At 57.9% G+C, this 17894-nt stretch carries 14 protein-coding genes; 1 reads left to right on the forward strand and 13 read right to left on the reverse strand.

The window, feature by feature from the left end:
• Positions 1-119: 119 nt before the first annotated feature.
• From uvrC to Q2B33_RS01720, 13 genes are all read right to left on the reverse strand, one after another.
• Positions 120-1997, reverse strand: a complete 1878-nt coding sequence (gene uvrC / locus Q2B33_RS01660) for an excinuclease ABC subunit UvrC (protein ID WP_300792024.1) — start codon at positions 1995-1997, stop codon at positions 120-122.
• A gap of 105 nt (positions 1998-2102) precedes the next feature.
• Complete coding sequence (ftsH, locus tag Q2B33_RS01665) at positions 2103-4568, reverse strand: ATP-dependent zinc metalloprotease FtsH (protein ID WP_300784073.1); 2466 nt, start codon at positions 4566-4568, stop codon at positions 2103-2105.
• A 367-nt stretch (positions 4569-4935) separates the two neighbouring features.
• The gene (locus tag Q2B33_RS01670; protein ID WP_300567895.1) at positions 4936-6516 is read right to left on the reverse strand and encodes an AAA family ATPase; all 1581 of its coding nucleotides are present in this window, start codon (positions 6514-6516) and stop codon (positions 4936-4938) included.
• A 107-nt stretch (positions 6517-6623) separates the two neighbouring features.
• The gene (locus tag Q2B33_RS01675) at positions 6624-6746 is read right to left on the reverse strand and encodes a hypothetical protein (protein ID WP_296461168.1); all 123 of its coding nucleotides are present in this window, start codon (positions 6744-6746) and stop codon (positions 6624-6626) included.
• A gap of 36 nt (positions 6747-6782) precedes the next feature.
• Positions 6783-8360, reverse strand: coding sequence for an AAA family ATPase (locus Q2B33_RS01680; RefSeq protein ID WP_300567900.1), 1578 nt, complete (start codon positions 8358-8360; stop codon positions 6783-6785).
• A gap of 224 nt (positions 8361-8584) precedes the next feature.
• Positions 8585-8878, reverse strand: a complete 294-nt coding sequence (locus tag Q2B33_RS01685) for a hypothetical protein (protein ID WP_300567903.1) — start codon at positions 8876-8878, stop codon at positions 8585-8587.
• Positions 8872-9258: a hypothetical protein gene (locus Q2B33_RS01690; protein ID WP_300784076.1), complete on the reverse strand. Its 387-nt coding sequence runs from the start codon at positions 9256-9258 to the stop codon at positions 8872-8874. The genes Q2B33_RS01685 and Q2B33_RS01690 overlap by 7 nt, the downstream gene beginning before the upstream one ends.
• A 63-nt stretch (positions 9259-9321) precedes the next feature.
• Entirely contained in the window at positions 9322-9615 is a 294-nt protein-coding gene (locus Q2B33_RS01695; protein ID WP_300567909.1) for a hypothetical protein, read from the reverse strand.
• A gap of 169 nt (positions 9616-9784) precedes the next feature.
• Positions 9785-9985 (reverse strand): hypothetical protein, encoded by a 201-nt coding sequence (locus Q2B33_RS01700; RefSeq protein WP_300815260.1) that lies wholly within the window; start codon positions 9983-9985, stop codon positions 9785-9787.
• A 5-nt stretch (positions 9986-9990) separates the two neighbouring features.
• Entirely contained in the window at positions 9991-11961 is a 1971-nt protein-coding gene (locus Q2B33_RS01705; protein WP_300815258.1) for an ABC transporter ATP-binding protein, read from the reverse strand.
• Positions 11962-11978: 17 nt separating this feature from the next.
• Positions 11979-13814: an ABC transporter ATP-binding protein gene (locus Q2B33_RS01710; RefSeq protein ID WP_300567918.1), complete on the reverse strand. Its 1836-nt coding sequence runs from the start codon at positions 13812-13814 to the stop codon at positions 11979-11981.
• Positions 13815-14150: 336 nt separating this feature from the next.
• Positions 14151-14471, reverse strand: coding sequence for a DUF3784 domain-containing protein (locus Q2B33_RS01715; protein WP_300567921.1), 321 nt, complete (start codon positions 14469-14471; stop codon positions 14151-14153).
• 139 nt (positions 14472-14610) lie between these two features.
• The gene (locus Q2B33_RS01720) at positions 14611-16200 is read right to left on the reverse strand and encodes an AAA family ATPase (RefSeq protein ID WP_300567934.1); all 1590 of its coding nucleotides are present in this window, start codon (positions 16198-16200) and stop codon (positions 14611-14613) included.
• A 160-nt stretch (positions 16201-16360) separates the two neighbouring features.
• On the opposite strand from Q2B33_RS01720, the gene Q2B33_RS01725 reads away from it, so the two are divergent.
• On the forward strand, positions 16361-17836 hold the full coding sequence (locus Q2B33_RS01725) for a DUF1846 domain-containing protein (RefSeq protein WP_300567923.1): 1476 nt from the start codon (positions 16361-16363) through the stop codon (positions 17834-17836).
• Positions 17837-17894 lie beyond the last annotated feature (58 nt).

Below are 17894 nucleotides of genomic sequence, written 5' to 3' on the forward strand. Positions count from 1 at the left end.
GCGGCCGTCTTCCTTCCACAGCCGCTCTGCTGGCTGATATGATAGTATCTTGATTGTAACATAAGAAAATCATAATGTGAAGACCTTCTAAAGAAAAAGAACAGAAAAGGGGGCGGGGGTCAGGCAGGGCCCTCCCCCGGTTTGTGGAAAAAGTCGTAGATGGCCTCCGCGGCCCTGCGGTTGATTTCCGGCAGGCTGCCAAGCTCCTCCACGGAAGCCGCCTTGATGTCCTCGATGGATCCGAAGCTCCGCATCAGGGCCTTCCTCCTGGCGGGGCCTACGCCGGGAATCCCGTCCAGGACGGACTTCACCTGGGCCTTGCTGCGCAGGGACCTGTGGTACTCGATGGCGAAGCGGTGGGCCTCGTCCTGGATCCTGGTAATCAGCTTGAAGCCCTCGGAGCGGGTGTCTATGGGCAGCTCCACATTGTTGAAGTACAGGCCCCTGGTGCGGTGGTTGTCGTCCTTCACCATGCCGCAGACGGGGATGGCGATGCCAAGCTCCCGGAGCACGGACAGGGCGATGTTCACCTGGCCCCTGCCGCCGTCCATCATCAGCAGGTCGGGGAACCTGGTGAAGCTCCCGTAGGCTGCGTCCAGCGCCTTCTCCTCCAGTTCTTTGCTCTCCTCCAGCCCGTGGCGGAAGCGCCTGGTGAGGACTTCCCGCATGCAGGCGTAGTCGTCGGGGCCGGAGACGGTCTTGATGCGGAATTTCCGGTAGTCGCTGGGCTTTGGCTTCCCTTTCTCGAAGACGATCATGGAGCCCACGTTCTCGAAGCCGTTGATGTTGGAGATGTCGAAGGCCTCCATGCGCTCGATCTTCCCAAGCCCCAGCAGGGCGGCGATCTCTTTGGCCGCGCCTATGGTGCGTCCCTCCTCCCGCTTGAGCCGCTCCCTGTCCTGCTCCAGGATATGCCTGGCGTTCTGGGCGGCCAGCTCCACCAGCTTCTCCTTGGCCCCGATTTTGGGCACCCGGACATAGACCCTGCCGCCCTTGCGGCCGGTGAGCCATTTCTCGATCAGCTCCCTGTCCTCTATCTCGTACTGCAGCATCAGCTCCCTGGGGATGAAGGGCGTCCCGGCGTAGAACTGCTTCACGAAGTTCTCCAGAATCTCCGCCTTGCCGTTTTCCGACACATGTGTCATATAATAGTGTTCCCGGCCAATCAGCTTCCCGTCCCGGACGAAGAACACCTGCACCACGGCCTCCCTGTCGTCCTGGTACAGGGCGATGACGTCCTTGTCCTCCCCTGCGCTGTCGGTGATTTTCTGCTTCTGGGCCACCTGCTTCACGCTGTTGTAGAGGTCCCGGTATCCCGCCGCGGCCTCGAAGTCCAGCTCCTCCGCGGCGGCGCGCATCTTCCCCTCCAGCTCCTTCAGGATCGGGCTGTAGTTTCCGTTCAGGAACTCCAGGGCCTGCTCCACCTGCTCCCGGTACTGCTCCCTGGCGACATAGCCCTGGCAGGGCCCCAGACACTGCTTGATATGGTAGTTCAGGCAGGGCCGCTCCGAGCCGATGTCCCTGGGGAGGCTGCGGTTGCAGGTGCGGAGCCGGTAGAGCTTGTTCAGCAGCTCGATGGTGTCCTTCACCGCCGCGGCGCTGGTGTAGGGGCCGAAATATTTGGACTTGTCCTTCTTCATGAGCCGGGAGAACTGTACCCTGGGGTACTCCTCCCCCAGAGTCACCTTGATGTAGGGGTAGGTCTTGTCGTCCTTCAGCAGGGTGTTGTACTTGGGGGAGTTCTCCTTGATCAGGTTGTTCTCCAGCACCAGGGCCTCCAGCTCGGAGTCCGTGACGATGTACTCGAACCGGGCGATCAGGGACACCATCTTGTCGATGGCGGGGCCTCTGCCGATGTTCTCCCGGAAATAGGAGCGGACGCGGTTGTGGAGGTTCACGGCCTTGCCCACATACAGGATGACATCCTTGTCGTCACGCATGATGTAGACGCCGGGCTCTTTGGGCAGTTTCTTCAATTCTTCTTCGATGTTGAACAACATAGAGGCTCCTTCTACGATTGGACAGGGGAATGCTTTCCTCCACTGTCCGTACATGAAAAACCAAGCCTCTCCCACTGTATGAGAAAGGCTTGCCTGATTTTCTTACTCTATCCTGCCGTTGGAGAACCTGCCTACGGGGCGGGCGTCGGATTCCTGCTCCCCGGATGCCTCCGCTTGGGAAACCTGCTCCGGGGCCTCTTTGCCGCCCGTCCAGGCGCTCTGCTCCGGCCGGGGGGCAGACTCACGGGGCTGCGGGACAGCGTTCCCGGCGCTCTCCTGCGCCGGCGCACCCTGCGGCTCTTCCACCGGGGCTTCCGCCCTGGCTGCGGGCTGCGGCTGCCGGGCGTCCCCATCGCCTTCCGCGGAATCCGACGGTTCGGGATTCCGGCGGCTCTCCTCCGCTTTCTCCGCATCCGCATCCGCTTCGGAGGCAGGCTCCGCTCCCGGCACAGCCGCGGCCTTCTCCCCGGCCGTTTCCCGGGCGGGAGCCGCAGCGGCCTCCTGTCCCTTCGCGGCCTCTCCGTCCCGGCCTTCCTTCCCGGCCGCCTGTCCCGGCCCTCCGGATTCCGCTTCCCCGGATTCTGTTTCCTCAGGCTCCGGTAGGCCCTTCTCCCGGCGGAAAATCTGCATGAACTCCTTGCCGGTGATGGTCTCCTTCTCGATCAGGAACTCCGCCAGCTTATCCATGACCCCTCTGTTCTCCCGGATCAGCTCCAGGGCCTTGTCATAGCTTCCCTTCAATATCTCCACCACTTCCGCGTCGATCTGGGCCGCTGTGGCGTCGCTGCAGTTCAGGGCCGTCCTTCCCTCCAGGTACTGGCTCTCCACCGTGGCCAGCCCCATCAGGCCGAACTTCTTGCTCATGCCGTAGCGGGTCACCATATTCCGCGCGATGTCGGTGGCTTTCTCGATATCATTCGCAGCGCCGGTGGTGACGGTGTCGAAGACCACCTCCTCGGCAGCCCTGCCGCCCACCAGGCTCACCAGCATATCCCGCAGCTCCGCCTCGGTGTTCAGGTACTTCTCCTCCTCGGGCACATGCATCACGTATCCCAATGCCCCCATGGTCCGGGGCACGATGGTGATCTTCTGCACGGGCTCGGAATTCTTCTGCAGGGCGCTGATCAGGGCGTGGCCCACCTCGTGGTAGGACACGATCTTGCGCTCCTCCCTGCTCATGATGCGGTCCTTCTTCTCCTTGCCCACCAGCACCACCTCCACCGCATCGAAGAGGTCTTTCTGGCACACATAGTCCCTGCGCTCCTTCACGGCATTGATGGCCGCCTCGTTGATCATGTTGGCCAGGTCGGAGCCCACCGCGCCGCTGGTGGCCAGTGCGATGGCGTCCAGGTCAACGGTCTCGTCCATCTTCACGTCCTTGGCGTGGACCTTCAATATCTCCACGCGGCCCTTCAAATCCGGCTTATCCACGATGATGCGCCTGTCGAAGCGGCCGGGGCGCAGCAGGGCCTTGTCCAGGATCTCCGGGCGGTTAGTCGCACCTAATATCAAAATGCCCTTGGAACTGTCGAAGCCGTCCATCTCGGACAGCAGCTGGTTCAGGGTCTGCTCCCGCTCCTCGTTCCCGCCGCCGTACTTGGAGTCGCGGCTGCGGCCGATGGCGTCGATTTCGTCTATGAAGATGATGCAGGGGGCGTTCTTGGTGGCTTCCTTGAACAGGTCGCGCACACGGCTGGCCCCCACGCCCACGTAGAGCTCTATGAAGTCGGAGCCCGTCAGGGAGAAAAAGGGCACATGGGCCTCTCCGGCCACAGCCTTGGCCAGCAGGGTCTTGCCCGTTCCGGGAGGGCCCACCAGCAGCGCGCCCTTGGGGAGCCTGGCGCCGATTTTGGAATATTTCCCGGGATTGTGGAGGAAGTCCACCACCTCCACCAGGGACTCCTTGGCCTCGTCCTCACCGGCCACGTCCTTGAAGGTGACTCCCGTCTCCTTCTGGACATAGACCTTGGCGTTGCTCTTGCCCACGCCCATGGGGCCGCCTGCGCCGCCCATCTTCTTGAACACCACCCCCAGCAGGATCCACATCAGCAGCACCGGCAGCACCACGTACAGCAATATATCCAGGATGCGGCCGGAATTGTCGCTGAGTATCCTGGTGCCGTCCACGCCGTGGGCCTCCAACCGGGAGGTGAGGGTGTCCAGGTCCTCCATGATGACGGTGGAGTAGGTGGTCTGCGCATTGCCGTAGAAGGGATATCCCGGCACCGCCGGGGCCGCCTCCACGGGAGCCTTGACCCCCTCCTTCAAAGTGAACAGCACCTGCCCTGTGCTCTGCACCTCCACGGCCTCCACCTGATCCGCGTTGATGTATTCCAGGAATTTGGTATAGCTGATCTCCTGGGAGCTGCCGCTGGAGCCGAACATCAGGTTCCAGAGCATGAAGACCAGCAGGACCGTGCTCAGTCCTGCCAGCAGTATCATCATGAGGTTGGGCCGCCTGGGGGGCTGGTTGCCGTTCCCGTTGCCGCCGTTCCCTCCGGGCATGTTGCCCCGCCCGCCGTTGTTGTATCCTCCGCCATTGTCATATTGGTTCATTTGATTGTCCATAACAGCTCCGTTTCGTCACGTCTCTTATTTTGCCTCTTCGTCTCAGGCCCATGGCCACCGGATACAGTCCCGGCGCAATGGGTCTTATTCATTATAGCACTTTGATGATAGAAAGTGCAAAGCATTTTCTATTATAGTAACAACCAATTGATAAATCAATAGCAGAAATGTGAAAAAAATCCCCCAACTCTTAAAGATTTCTAAACTTATCCCTTATAGAGCGCCGCAGATATCCGGCAGTCCCGCCCCTTCTTCCATGGCTTCCGGATCCGCGGCCCCATCCCTCCCAGCATGCCCTCCCTCCTGCGAAACATACCAGTGGCTCCGAGGCCGGGTTCCGCTGCCAGAATAATATCGCCTGCCAGGCCTACTCCTCCTTCTTCCAGGCCTCGATGGCGCAGGCATGCTCCTTGCTCTTTTTGTCGTATGCGATTCCCACCAGCAGGATGTCGCCGGTGTATCCCTGGATCCATGACGCGTACTGCCTGTCCTTAATCTGGGCTATGGCCCCCCGGGCGGATTTGTTCCATTTCAGCTCCACCACCAGGGCCGGGCGGGCCGTGTCACGTTTTGGCAGATAGACTACGTCTGCGTAGCCCTTGCCGGAGGGCAGCTCCATGACAGGGTTCATGTAGTATGCTTTTGCGCTATAGTAGGCCATGAGGACGGTACAGGTCAGGGAGTTCTCGTTGTTGTATTTCAGGAGGGATGCCGTCTCGCCGTGGATGGCGGACATCCCCGCCGCCACGGCCTCCCCGTCCAGTGCCCAGGTGCTGCGCAGCAGCTCCTCCGAGCGGTTCAGGGCATCCGTCAGGCCGCCCCAGCTCGGGCTGTCCACCACGTTCAGGAATTCCTGGGTAATCTCCAGGTTCGGGATAAACACTTCGCCAGACTCCCCGTCATAGGAGAGGTAGCCCAGATGGACCAGCAGTGTGAGCACGTCATCCTTTGTCCCGAACGTGGTCATGTCGTTCTGGAACTTCTCCGGCCTGATCCTGCAGGGCCTTCCGCCAAGCATCTCCACCACCGCCTCCTTCAGCCCGTCAAAGTCCCTCTCGATATAGACCTTCAATGCCTCATAGGTCTCCGTTCCCGTCCAATAGCTCCTGAACCGCTTCCATGTCAGCGCATCCGCCACGGACTTCGGGTTATAGATATGGCTCCCGCCGATCAGGTAGCCGTCGTACCACCTCTCCATCTCTCCGTAGTCCACTCCCTGCTTTTCACATTGCCCCAGCACCTCTTTCTCCGTAAAACCGAAATATTCCTCCAGACCTTTAGGATCCGTCATGGAATACTCGTCAAAAATATTCAGGGCCGAATGCTCCCCATACTTCTTGATGGGCAGGATTCCCGTCATGTACGCCAGCTCCACGTATTCCGCGCCCTTGAACAGACCCCGCAGGAAGTCCAGATATGCCTTCTGTACCTCCTTCTGCTCCTTCGCCATGCGGAACACGCAGTCCCATTCGTCGATGATGAAGACGAATCCCTGGCCGGTCTGGCCGTATATCTCGTCCAGTACGCTCTTCAGCCTGCTGCCCTCCGGGAAATCGCCGCATTCCGGGAACTCTCTTTTCAGGTCTCGGATGACCATGCGTTCGATATCATCGATGAACCTGTCGTAGCTGCTTTTGCTTTCCAGGAAACGCTGCACGTCCCACCGGATCACGTTATGGCGGTTCAGGTGCACTGGAAAGGATTCCTCCCCCTCAATCGCAAGCCCGGAGAACAGCCGCCTGGAATCGCAGCCTCGGCTGTAATAAGCAGCCAGCATGTTAGCCGCCATGGACTTTCCAAAACGTCTGGGCCTGCTGACGCAGAGGAACCGCCGCTCCGTCCGATAAGCTCTGTTCATCTGGGCTATCAGCATGCTTTTATCTACATAAATATCGGAATTCCGCGACATTTCGAATGATGCATCGCCCATATTCACATATATCCCCATAGTCCCGCACTCCTTCCGCCGTCTTTTATGACTCTATGATAATATGCCCTGTCGGAAGCGTCAACAATCGCCTCCGAAGTATCGCTCGTCTTTTCCGCAGTCCGCCATCACTCCTCCAGAACCTTATACAGCCTATGGAACGCCCCTTCCCTCTCCATCAGTTCGTCAAAGCTTCCCCTCTCCACGATCCTCCCGCCGTCCATCACGATGATCTTGCTGTACTTCCGCATCAGCGTCCTGTTGTAATCGTATGGTCAATCCTTGTCTCAGGTCTTCCTCCAGGTCTCGATGAGACAGGCGTGCTCCTTGCTCTTCTTATCGTAGCTGATTCCCACCAGCAGGATGTCGCCCGTGTAATCCGCAATCCAGGCCGCGTATTGCCTGTCCTTAATCTGGGCTATGGCTCCCCGGGCGGATTTGTTCCATTTCAGCTCTACCACCAGAGCCGGGCGGCCTATGCCGCGTTTGGGCAGATAGACTACGTCTGCGTAGTCCTTTCCAGAGGGCAGCTCCATGATAGGGTTCATATAGTATGCCTTTGTGCTGTAGTAAGCCATGAGGACGGTACAGGTCAGGGAGTTCTCGTTGTTGTACTTCAGGAGAGAGGCTGTCTCATCGTGGATGGCGGACATCCCCGCCGCCACGGCCTCCCCGTCCAGGGCCCAGGTGCTGCGCAGCAGCTCCTCCGAGCAGTTCAGGGCCTCCGTCAGGCCGCCCCAGCCGCCCACCTTTATGGCCCGCATATATTCCTGCGCTATCTCCTGGTTCGGGATGAAGGCCTCCTCTGTGTCCTCATCATAGGCCAGATACCCCAGATGAATCAAAAGTGTGAGCACATCGTCCTTGGTCTTGAAGGTAGTCATGTCGTTCTGGGAGGTGGTGGCGTCTACCCTGCAGCGCGCGCCGCCAAGCATCCCCACAACTGCCTCCCTGAGCCCGTCGAAATCCAAATCGATATAGACCTTCAGCGCCTCATAGGTCTCTGTGCCGGTCCAGTAGCTCCTGCACTTCCCCCGCCGCACCGCGTCCACCACAGACTTTGGGTTGTAGATATGGATGCCGTTCATCAGATAGCCGTCGTACCATCTCTCCACGTCCTGGAAATCCATACCCGTACTGGTGCACAGTCCATGGACCTCCTCCTCTGTAAAACCGAAAAACATGGCCAGCTCCGCAGAGTCAAGCATGGAGTATTCCTCGAAGATGTTCAGGGCCGAGTGCTCCCCATACTTCTTGATGGGCAGGATTCCCGTCATATATGCTAATTCCACGTACTCCGCGCCCTTGAACAGGCCCCGCAGGAAGTCCAGATACGCTTTCTGCATCTCTTCCCGCTTCTTCGCCATGCGGAACACGCAGTCCCATTCGTCGATGATGAAGACGAATCCCTGGCCGGTCTGTCCGTATACCTCGTCCAGAACCGTCTTCAGCCTGCTGCCCTCCGGAAAATCGCCGCATTCCGGGAACTCCTTCTTCAAGTCCCGGATCACCATATCCTCGATGTCATTGATGAATCTGTCGTAGCCGCTTTTGCTTTCCAGGAAACGCTGCACATCCCACCGAATCACATTATGACGGTTCAGGTGCATCGGAAAGGATTCTTCCCCTTCGATAGCAAGCCCGGAGAACAGCCGACTGGAATCGCAGCCGCGGCTGTAATAGGCTGCCAGCATGTTAGCCGCCATGGACTTCCCGAAGCGCCTGGGACGGCTGACGCAGAGGTTCTTCTGCTGGGTTCGGATGACACCATTGATATAGGCTATCAACCCGCTTTTATCCACATAGATTTCAGAGTTTATCGCCTCCTGAAACGATGCCTTCCCCGGATTCACATATATCCCCATAGCCTCATGCTCCTTCCGTCATCTTTCTGTCTCTATGATAATATGCCCTGTCGGAAACGTCAAGCAAACGTCCTCGGAATATCGCCCAATCGTCTTTTCTTATATACTGCATAACGCTGAATGCTGCCTAATGTAATCATGTGAATGAACCTGTCAGCGTTATGCAGTCCGGTTTCACGGCAAGTGAAATCGTTAAGCAGTATAAATCGTGCGTCTCCCCCTGTTCAAAGAATATCCTTCGTCTGAACCTTCCACATCCGGGCATATCTTCCGTTTTCCTTCAGCAATTCCTCATGGGAGCCCGTTTCGGCTATCCTTCCTTTTTCCAGAAACAGGATCCTGTCCACATCCTTCGTTATCACCAGCCTGTGGGAGATGACGACGCAGGCCCGCCGGGCGCATAGTTCCAGCATGCTTCTGCACATCTCATATTCGCTCATGGGATCCAGCGCGCTTGTGGGCTCGTCCAGGATGACGATATCCGATTCGCGGGCGAACGCCCTGGCAAGGGCTAACATGGCAGAAGGAAAGCTGCAGATTCCCCTGCGGCATCTCCCTGCTGCGGCTCATAAGCCAAAAACTCCATGAACGTGCCGATGTACATGGCATGCTCCTGAAACTCTACAAGGATGTCCGAAAAGCTGCGGATCGACCAGGAGACGGAGCTGATGGTGTTCGCCACTACCAATGCGCCGCTGACCGCAACCGTCCTGGTGACTACCGCCTTATATATGGCAAGCACGATTCCCCCCAGATAGACCACCACATCCATCAGCATATAGTCCAGATATTCATAGAATGCCATCCGGAATCCATGCTTCCTGACGATTCGCTGGAACCCCTCCATGATATCACCAAAATGTCTTATCAGGACACGGGCAATCCCTGTGGTGCGCATCTCCTCTGCGTACTCCTTCGAATAGAATATGCGCCTTATATAAGCCTCCTCCCGCTCATTTGCCTAAGTCTCCATACGGCAGGCGAATCTCGCCTTTCCCTGGGCTTTTCCGATGAAGAAGCTCACGAACAGCGGGATCAGCGCGATGGCCAGGAAGGCAGGGTCAATCGTAAAGATCACGAAGGATGTGGAGAAAATGGCGAACAGATTGTTGACGAAGGAATTCATCGAGGCCAGGAAGGCGTCCGAGCGCCCTTCAACCTCATGCATCGCCCGGATATATCCATCATAGAACTCTGGGGCACCATAGCAGAGCAGGTCGATCTCCTTCATTTTCCCGGAGACGAGCTTCCTCATATATTGGGATATCCTCAGGTTCGATTGGGGCACATAGCAGCTTTCGTACCAGTTCCTAGCCGCCAGAAAAACAATCTGCGCCAAGCAGATGAGCCCGACCTTCCGGCAGATGTTCCAAAATCCATCCCCATTCTGCCAACCGTCAAGCACTATCAGGAAAATATACACATCAAAAATAAAGTTGAATACAGCCTGGATGATGGTCATCAGAATATTCAGGAATATCCTGGCCTTGCTCGCACAAAAAATATGCCGCATCCAAAATATATTGTTGGTGATCGCATTCGTTTTCACGCGTCTTGCCTCTGCCCGCTCCCCTGAACTCTCCACATCCGTCTCCCTGTCGAATTTCCGCCCTCGCTTTGTCCATATCTACTATAACATATCCCCTTTCTTAAAAAAAGTGTTTCCCAGTCCTATTTGCGTATTTCTTTGCTCTTCCGAAGCATACCAATGGCTTTGGGCCAGGTACATGGACGCGTACACGCCCTCCCTCTCCATCAGCGAGCCGTGGGTCCCGTCCTCCACCAGCCTCCCGCCCTCCAGCACCAGGATCCGATCCGTGTACCTGGCCACCGCCAGCCGGTGGGAGATCAGGATGCAGGCGCGCTCCCGCATCATCTCCGTGAAGTTGGCATACAGTTCGTTCTCCGCCACGGGGTCCAGGGAGGCTGTGGGCTCGTCCAGCACACAGATCGCGCTGTCACGGTAGCAGGCTCTGGACAGGGCCAGCCTCTGCCACTGCCCGCCGGAGAGCCCCGTGCCCTCCGGGGAAAGGGTCCCCAGGGGCTTTTCCAGCATCCCCGCCAGGTCCTCCGCCAGCCCCTGGCGCAGGGCAGCCCGGACGGCCTTCTCCCGCTCCCGGACAGGGGCCCGCATCTTCTCCACGTCGCCAAGCTCCACGTTTTCCCGGACGGTGAAGGAATACTTTCCGTAGTCCTGGAACACCACGCTGAAATGCCGCCGGAGCGCATCCGGGGACATCTGCGCTACATCCTGTCCGTCTATGAAGATATGGCCCGAGTCCGGCTGGTAGAGCCCGCACAGCAGCTTCACCAGGGTGGACTTTCCGGAACCGTTGTGCCCTACCAGGGCTGTCCGCGTCCCGGGAGCCATGGCGAAGCTCACGTCCCGGAGGGCAGGCTCCTTCCGCCCCGGGTAGGTGAAGGTCACATGCTCGAAGCGGATGCCCTTCCCCGCTGCCTCCCGGGTTCCCTTTTTTCCGGCCAGGGCTTCCTTTTCCGTCAAGGCCGTTTTCCCTGCCGGGGACTCCTCCTGATCGGTCAGGGCCGTTTTTCCTGCCAGGGGCTCCTCCTTTTCCGTTAAGGCCGTTTTCCCTGCCGGGGACTCCTCCTGATCCGTCAGGGCGGTTTTCCCTGCCGGAGCCTCCGCCAGCTCCAGAAAGGCCACATAGTATCCCACGTAGGCCGCCCGCCTCTGCAGTTCGGAATATTTCTCCCCCAATGCCCGGAACGTGCCCGCCATCTGCTGCAGGGAGCCCACCAAAGCCACGAACAGGCCCAGGGTGGCTTTTCCCTTTAACAGGGCGTTCACGGAAAAGAACAGCACGACGGCCATCCACAGCACCGTGGCCATCTCCCCGTAGGAGTAGACCAGTTGGGACTGTATGGTCCGCCTGTACCGCTCTTTTACGATGCGGTCGCTGAGCCCCTTCCTCTTTTTCAGGAAAAAGGGCACGGCCCCGGCCACCCTCAGGTCGTAGAGGGTCTCTTTGCCGCTCAGGGCCCCTTCGTAGCTCTCCATCAGGCGCTCCTCCCGGGTCTGGCCCTCGTACAGCCCCATCATCAGGCGGATGCGCTTCAAATCGAAGTAAAGCATGGCCCCGAAGGCCGGTATCCCCAGAATCAGGCACCAAAAGGAGAGCCCGGCGAAGACAGCACCGTAACAGCAGATGCGGATCAGCTCCGAGGCGGCCTCCAGAAAGGTGGTGAAGAATTCCAGGATGTGCTCCTGAGGCGCGTCCCCGGCCCGCTTTATGGTGTCAAGGGCCTCCTGGGACTCATAGGCGGCGTATCGGATCCTGGAGAACTTTCCCAGCACCTGTTCCGAGAAATGGCCGTAGAGCTTCTTGCGCATCCGCTGTCTGCCCAGGCGGTTGCCGTAGGTCATGAGGAGGGACAGGAGAAAAATGCCTCCGAAGAGCAGTATCTCCCCAAAGAGCTTCCCCTCTCCGGAGACTGCGGCGTCCAGGAGCCTGCCCCGGCAGAGGAGGGACAGCGGGCCCAGGAGGGCAAGGAGCAGCATGGTGAGCAGATACCAGAACATCTCTGTCCGGCATGCCTGGAAAAGGGATGAGACTATCACTTTATATCTGGTCGGTTTCATGGTCGGCTTCATGGCTGTCATCCTGGTTCCTTCCGCCCGTTTCTGCGGGTTTCTGCGGGCATCCTGTCTCTACGGGCATCCCGCCCGGGGGCATCAGCGGTATCCGTGTACCATCTGCTCTGCATGTCGTAGAGTTTCCTGTATGCTCCCCCTTCCGCCATCAACTGCTCATGGCTGCCCCATTCCGCGATGCTCCCGTCCTGCATCACGGCGATTTTGTCCACCTGGCGGCACAGCCCTACCCGGTGGGAAATGATGATCGTGGTGCGCCCTCCGGACAGGCGCAGGAATTCCTCCAGGATACGGTTCTCCTGGAGGGGATCCAAAGCGGAGGTGGGCTCGTCCAGGATGACCAGCTCTCTGTCGGCAAACAGCACTCTGGCCAGCGCCAGGCGCTGCTTCTGCCCTTCCGAGAATGCAGGGCCTCCGAACTCCCGCCCTAAAATGCCGCCTCCCTGACTTTCGCTTTCTCTCAAGGCTCTGCACCCTCCCCAGTCTTCCGCTCCGCAAAACCCTCCATCCATGTCCACCCGTCTCAGCACTTCCCGGACGCGCTCCCTGTCCCCCACCCGGCCGATGTCCGCCAGGGCCACATTCTCCGCCAGGGTAAGATTGTACAGGGCGAAGTCCTGGGTCAGGAGCGCCGCATGCCTGTACAGGGATTCCTTCCGCAGCCTCCGCAGATCCGTTCCGTTATAGCGGACCTCTCCCCGCTCCGGCAGGTAGATTCCCAGCAGCAGCTTCACCAGCGTGGTCTTCCCGCTCCCGTTGGCCCCCACCAGCGCCACCACCTCCCCCTGCCGAATCGTCAGGGAGACGGATTTCACTGCCTCTTTCCCGCCATGGGGATACCGGAAGCTGACATCCTTCAATTCAATGGCTCTGATCGGCTCCGAAAGCTCCAGAAGCCCCTCCTGTTCCGGGGCGCCGTCATCTATAAAGGCAAAATAGTCCGCCGCCAGCCCCAGGAAGCCCGGGATTTTTCCCAGGGAGCCGAAGAAGTTCCCAACCACGTCCTGGACGCTGGCGAATGCCACCAGGCACGCGCCGAACACCGGGGCGGATATCATGCCCTCCCGGAGCAGCCACAGGCAGAAGGCCACGCCCGTGAGGTAGCCCAGGGTCTTTACGGCATCGCAGAGCAGGTGATAACGGCTCTTTTTCCTGTCCAGCCTCCACTGGGCCTCATTCACGCTGTCCCGCTCCTCCTTCCATCGGTCTGCCAGGTAGCCGTCGAAGCCCATGACCCGCATCTCCTTCACGTTTCCCGGACTGGTGAACAGGGACCATATATAGTCCCGCTGCCGCTTCCTTCCGGTGACTGCCTCCTCCAGGCGATAGCCCTCCCGCTCCAGCAGCCAGTGGGACAGGAAGAACTGGGCCACGCTGGCAGCGGCGATGATTGGGAGCAGGGGATGGTATGCCCACAGGGCGGCCAGCAGCGAGAGGATGCCTGCAACGGATGTGGTCAGGACGATCAGCAGCATGAAGATTCCGGGGATGCGGTCGTTCTGCACGCATTCCTGGGCCCGTTTCCTGCGGGCAAGCATCTCCCCGTCCTCAAACCGGACCAGGGGGAGCCTGGATGCAGCCTCGGCCAGGTCGTCCTTCAGCAGGAACATGGCTTTCTCGTAGACGCCTGCATTGATGCATATGCTGGAGAAGGAGCGCAGGATGTTGTATACAATGAAATAAAGTATGACAATAGACGGATAGACATAAATCCCTGCCGTCCCGCCATCTCCCGCAAGGCAGTTTCCCGCAGCCTCGAACAGGGCGGCGGAAAGCAAAGTCATGATGGTGGGATGGAGATGCTCCAGGATATAGGCCAGGCTTGAGAAGGCGCTTTCCATGGGTATTTTCCGAAAAAAGAATGTTATGATACGCCAAAGCGTTTTTGTCGATGCCATCGCTTCCCCCTCTGTTCCGTCTCCTGAATCTGTTTCGTACATTGTATTATAGGGCGGGGTGGCATGCAAGTACCGAGAATGCTTATAAATAGATGTCGCCACTTCGGAAAAGACAGGGCCCGGCTTAAGGATTCATGGCCCGGGGACTTGTCTTTGCTGTCTTTCCTAATTCCTTAGTAACTGTCGGAAAATAACTGCTGCAATTTCTGTAGGAAAAAGCCTTGAAAAACAGGGAAAACAGCGTTCAACTCGCAGCAGTTATTTGTAGACAATTCCTTACTATCGTTTTACAACCATGATGCTTGAAACGATTGCATAGACAATCGTAATGGCTACGCTTATTCCCACAAGCCAATACAGCCAGTCAGCGCCCTGCAGAAGCGCCATTCCGTTGAATACGAAACTGAATCCCAGCAGCAGTAACACGATAGCGGACTGACGATAGTACGGCTTCTTTTCCATACGCTCCCGTTCTTGCTCTGACGCATAAATGTATGCGTTATTGAGCAAAAAACCTTTTTCCCGAAAAGAACGGTAACTCAAGATGAACAGTCCTGCCGATATCAAAAAAAGAACGCATGCGGCTATTATTTCTACCATGAAAAATAAATCCTTCCGTCAAATCATGGCCGGGCTTTCTGCTTATTGAATACTTATATTCTATTTACAGTATATATCTGCAAATCATTTTCCAATGGGTACATAAATCTCTTCCCCCATTTACGGATAGTATATTGATTCACAGATTGTCCTCTTCCTTCCTCCAGGCCTCAATGGTGCAGGTATGTTCCTTGCTCTTCTTATCGTAGTTGATTCCCACCAGCAGGATATCCCCCGTGTATCCCTGAATCCATGAGGCGTACTGCCTGTCCCTGATCTGGGCTATGGCTCCCCGGGCGGATTTGTTCCATTTCAGCTCCACCACCAGCGCCGGGCGGGCTGTGTTCCGCATCGGCAGATAGACTATATCTGCGTAGCCCTTTCCGGAGGGCAGTTCCATGATGGGGTTCAGGTAATAGGCCTTCGCACTGTAGTAGGCCATGAGGACGGTGCAAATCAGGGAGTTCGCATCGTTGTATTCTAATGGAGAGGCGGCCTCGCTGTGGATAGCGGATATCCCCGCAGCCACCGCCTCCCCGTCCAGAGCCCAGGTGCTGCACAACAGCTCCTCCAACCGGTTCAAGACTTCTGTCAGGTCGTCCCAGCCGCCTACCTTTACTGCCCTCAGGTATTCCTGCGCTATCTCCTGGTTGGGGATGAAGACTTCCTCTGTGCCCTCATCATAGGCCAGATACCCCAAATGTATCAAAAGGGTGAGCACATCGTCTCTGGTCTTGAATGTAGTCATATCATTCTGGGAAGTAGTAGTGTCCACCCAACAGCGCATGCCCGACAGCATCCCCACAACCGCCTCCCTGAGCCCATCCAAGTTCAAATCGATATAGGCCTTCAGCGCCTCATAGGTCTCTGTGCCGGTCCAGTAGCTCCTGCATTTCCCCCGCCGCACAGCATCCACCACAGACTTGGGGTTATAGATATGGATGCCGTTCATCAGATAGCCGTCATACCATCTCTCCACATCCCGGAAATCCATGCCCGTGCCGGTGCACAGTCCATGGACTTCCTCCTCCGTAAAGCCGAACAGCGTGGTCAGCTCCGAGGAGTCGATCATGGAGTATTCCTCGAAGATGTTCAGAGCCGAATGCTCCCCATACTTCTTAATGGGCAGGATACCCGTCATGTACGCCAGGTCCACGTACTCCGCCCCCTTGAACAGGCCCCGCAGGAAGTCCATGTACTCCCTCTGTACCTCCTTCCGCTCCTTGGCCAGGCGGAACACGCAGTCCCATTCATCGATGATGAAGACGAATCCCTGGCCGGTCTGGCCGTATATCTCGTCCAGAACCGTCTTCAGCCTGCTGCCCTCCGGGAAACCGCCGCATTCCGGGAACTCCCGCTTCAAGTCCCGGATCACCCTGTCCTCGATGTCATCTATGAACCTGTCGTAGCCGCTTTTGCTTTCCACGAAACGCTGCACGTCCCACCGGATCACATTATGGCGGTTCAGGTGGCCCATGAAGGACGCGTCTTCCTCCGCCTTAAGCCCGGAGAACAGCCTGCCGGAGTCACAGCCCCTGCTGTAGTACGCCACCAGCATGTCAGCCGCCATGGACTTCCCGAAGCGCCTGGGGCGGCTGACGCACAGGTTCTTCTGCCGGGTGCGGATGACGCTGTTGGTGTAGGGAATCAGCCCGCTTTTGTCCACATAAATCTTAGAGTTTATGGCCTCCTGGAACGATATGTTCCCCGGATTCACGTATATCCCCATAGCCCTGCGCTCCCTTCTTCCCTCTTCTATTTCCATGATAATATGACCTGACACAAATGTCAAACAATCCTCCCCCAAAATATCAATTTCCCCATTCCCATCCCCCCGGAAATGTGGTAGAATAGAAAAGTATTTTTTGAAAAAATCAGGAGGCGGCAGAATGAAAATCGGTTTTGACAATGACAGATACCTGAAGATGCAGTCCGAGCATATCAAGGAGCGCATCGCCAAGTTCGGGGACAAGCTCTACCTGGAATTCGGCGGCAAGCTCTTCGACGATTTCCACGCGTCCAGGGTGCTTCCCGGTTTCGCGCCGGACTCCAAGCTGCGGATGCTGATGCAGCTTTCCGACTACGCGGAGATAGTCATCGTCATCAGCGCCGCCGACATCGAGAAGAACAAGATTCGGGGGGACCTGGGGATAACCTATGACGTGGACGTGCTGCGGCTGCGGGACGAGTTCCAGGGCAGGGGCCTGTATGTGGGCAGCGTGGTCATCACCCACTACGCCGGGCAGCACAGCGCGGAGCAGTTCAAGGCCAAGCTGGAGAAGAAGGGCATCAAAGTATACCTCCACTATACCATCGAAGGGTATCCCTCCAATGTGCCCCTGATCGTCAGCAAAGACGGCTACGGGAAGAACGACTACATAGAGACCTCCAGGCCTCTGGTGGTGGTCACGGCCCCGGGCCCGGGCAGCGGGAAGATGGCCACCTGCCTCTCCCAGCTCTACCATGAGAACCTTCGGGGCACCAAGGCCGGGTACGCCAAGTTCGAGACCTTCCCCATCTGGAACATACCCTTAAAGCACCCCATCAACCTGGCCTACGAGGCCGCCACCGCGGATTTGAACGATGTGAACATGATAGACCCCTTCCACCTGGAGGCCTATGGCGAAACCACGGTAAATTATAATCGGGATATCGAAATCTTCCCGGTGCTGAACGCCATCTTCGAGGGCATCTACGGGGAGAACCCCTACAAATCCCCCACGGACATGGGGGTGAACATGGCGGGGAACTGCATCATAGACGACGAGGCCTGCTGCGAGGCCTCCCGGATGGAGATCATCCGCCGGTACTACGCCTCCCTGAACAAGGTGGTGCGGGAGGGGGGCCCCGAGACAGAGGTCTACAAGATAGAGCTGCTGATGAAGCAGGCCAAGATCACCGCCGCGGACAGGAAGGTCACCGTGGCCGCCAGGGAACGGGCGGAGGAGCTGGGGGTGCCCACCGCAGCCATCGAGCTGGCGGACGGGCGCATCATCACCTCCAAGACTTCGGACTTCCTGGGGGCCTCCGCCGCCCTGCTTCTGAACGCCCTGAAATACCTGGCGGGAGTGGAGCATGATACGAAGCTGATCAAGCCCGAGGCCATCGAGCCCATCCAGAATCTGAAGGTGCGCTACCTGGGCGGGAAGAATCCCAGGCTCCACACGGACGAGGTGCTGATCGCCCTGTCCCTGGAGGCCTGCCATGACGACAATGCCAGGCGCTCCCTGGAGCAGCTCCCGAACCTCCGGGGCTGCCAGGTGCATACCTCGGTGATGCTCTCCGAGGTGGACATCAAGATCTACAAGAAGCTGGGGATGGATCTGACCAGCGAGCCTGTCCAGACGGCCCGGAAGAAATATTAGGAAAAATCGAGTAGGAGGCGGTGACTAACCGCCGTCCTCTCACAGCACCGGACATACG

This window comes from uncultured Acetatifactor sp. (genome assembly GCF_948601915.1).
Lineage (GTDB): Bacteria > Bacillota > Clostridia > Lachnospirales > Lachnospiraceae > Acetatifactor.

Bases quoted from the DNA above. Each gene is read 5' to 3' on its own strand.
- ftsH (WP_300784073.1), bottom strand. From the start codon at position 4,568: ATGGACAATCAAATGAACCAATATGACAATGGCGGAGGATACAACAAC.
- Q2B33_RS01670 (WP_300567895.1), bottom strand. From the start codon at position 6,516: ATGGGGATATATGTGAATATGGGCGATGCATCATTCGAAATGTCGCGG.
- Q2B33_RS01675 (WP_296461168.1), bottom strand. From the start codon at position 6,746: ATGCGGAAGTACAGCAAGATCATCGTGATGGACGGCGGGAGGATCGTG.
- Q2B33_RS01680 (WP_300567900.1), bottom strand. From the start codon at position 8,360: ATGGGGATATATGTGAATCCGGGGAAGGCATCGTTTCAGGAGGCGATA.
- Q2B33_RS01685 (WP_300567903.1), bottom strand. From the start codon at position 8,878: ATGTTAGCCCTTGCCAGGGCGTTCGCCCGCGAATCGGATATCGTCATC.
- Q2B33_RS01690 (WP_300784076.1), bottom strand. From the start codon at position 9,258: ATGCGCACCACAGGGATTGCCCGTGTCCTGATAAGACATTTTGGTGAT.
- Q2B33_RS01695 (WP_300567909.1), bottom strand. From the start codon at position 9,615: ATGAGGAAGCTCGTCTCCGGGAAAATGAAGGAGATCGACCTGCTCTGC.
- Q2B33_RS01700 (WP_300815260.1), bottom strand. From the start codon at position 9,985: ATGGACAAAGCGAGGGCGGAAATTCGACAGGGAGACGGATGTGGAGAG.
- Q2B33_RS01705 (WP_300815258.1), bottom strand. From the start codon at position 11,961: ATGAAACCGACCAGATATAAAGTGATAGTCTCATCCCTTTTCCAGGCA.
- Q2B33_RS01710 (WP_300567918.1), bottom strand. From the start codon at position 13,814: ATGGAAAGCGCCTTCTCAAGCCTGGCCTATATCCTGGAGCATCTCCAT.
- Q2B33_RS01715 (WP_300567921.1), bottom strand. From the start codon at position 14,471: ATGGTAGAAATAATAGCCGCATGCGTTCTTTTTTTGATATCGGCAGGA.
- Q2B33_RS01720 (WP_300567934.1), bottom strand. From the start codon at position 16,200: ATGGGGATATACGTGAATCCGGGGAACATATCGTTCCAGGAGGCCATA.
- Q2B33_RS01725 (WP_300567923.1), top strand. From the start codon at position 16,361: ATGAAAATCGGTTTTGACAATGACAGATACCTGAAGATGCAGTCCGAG.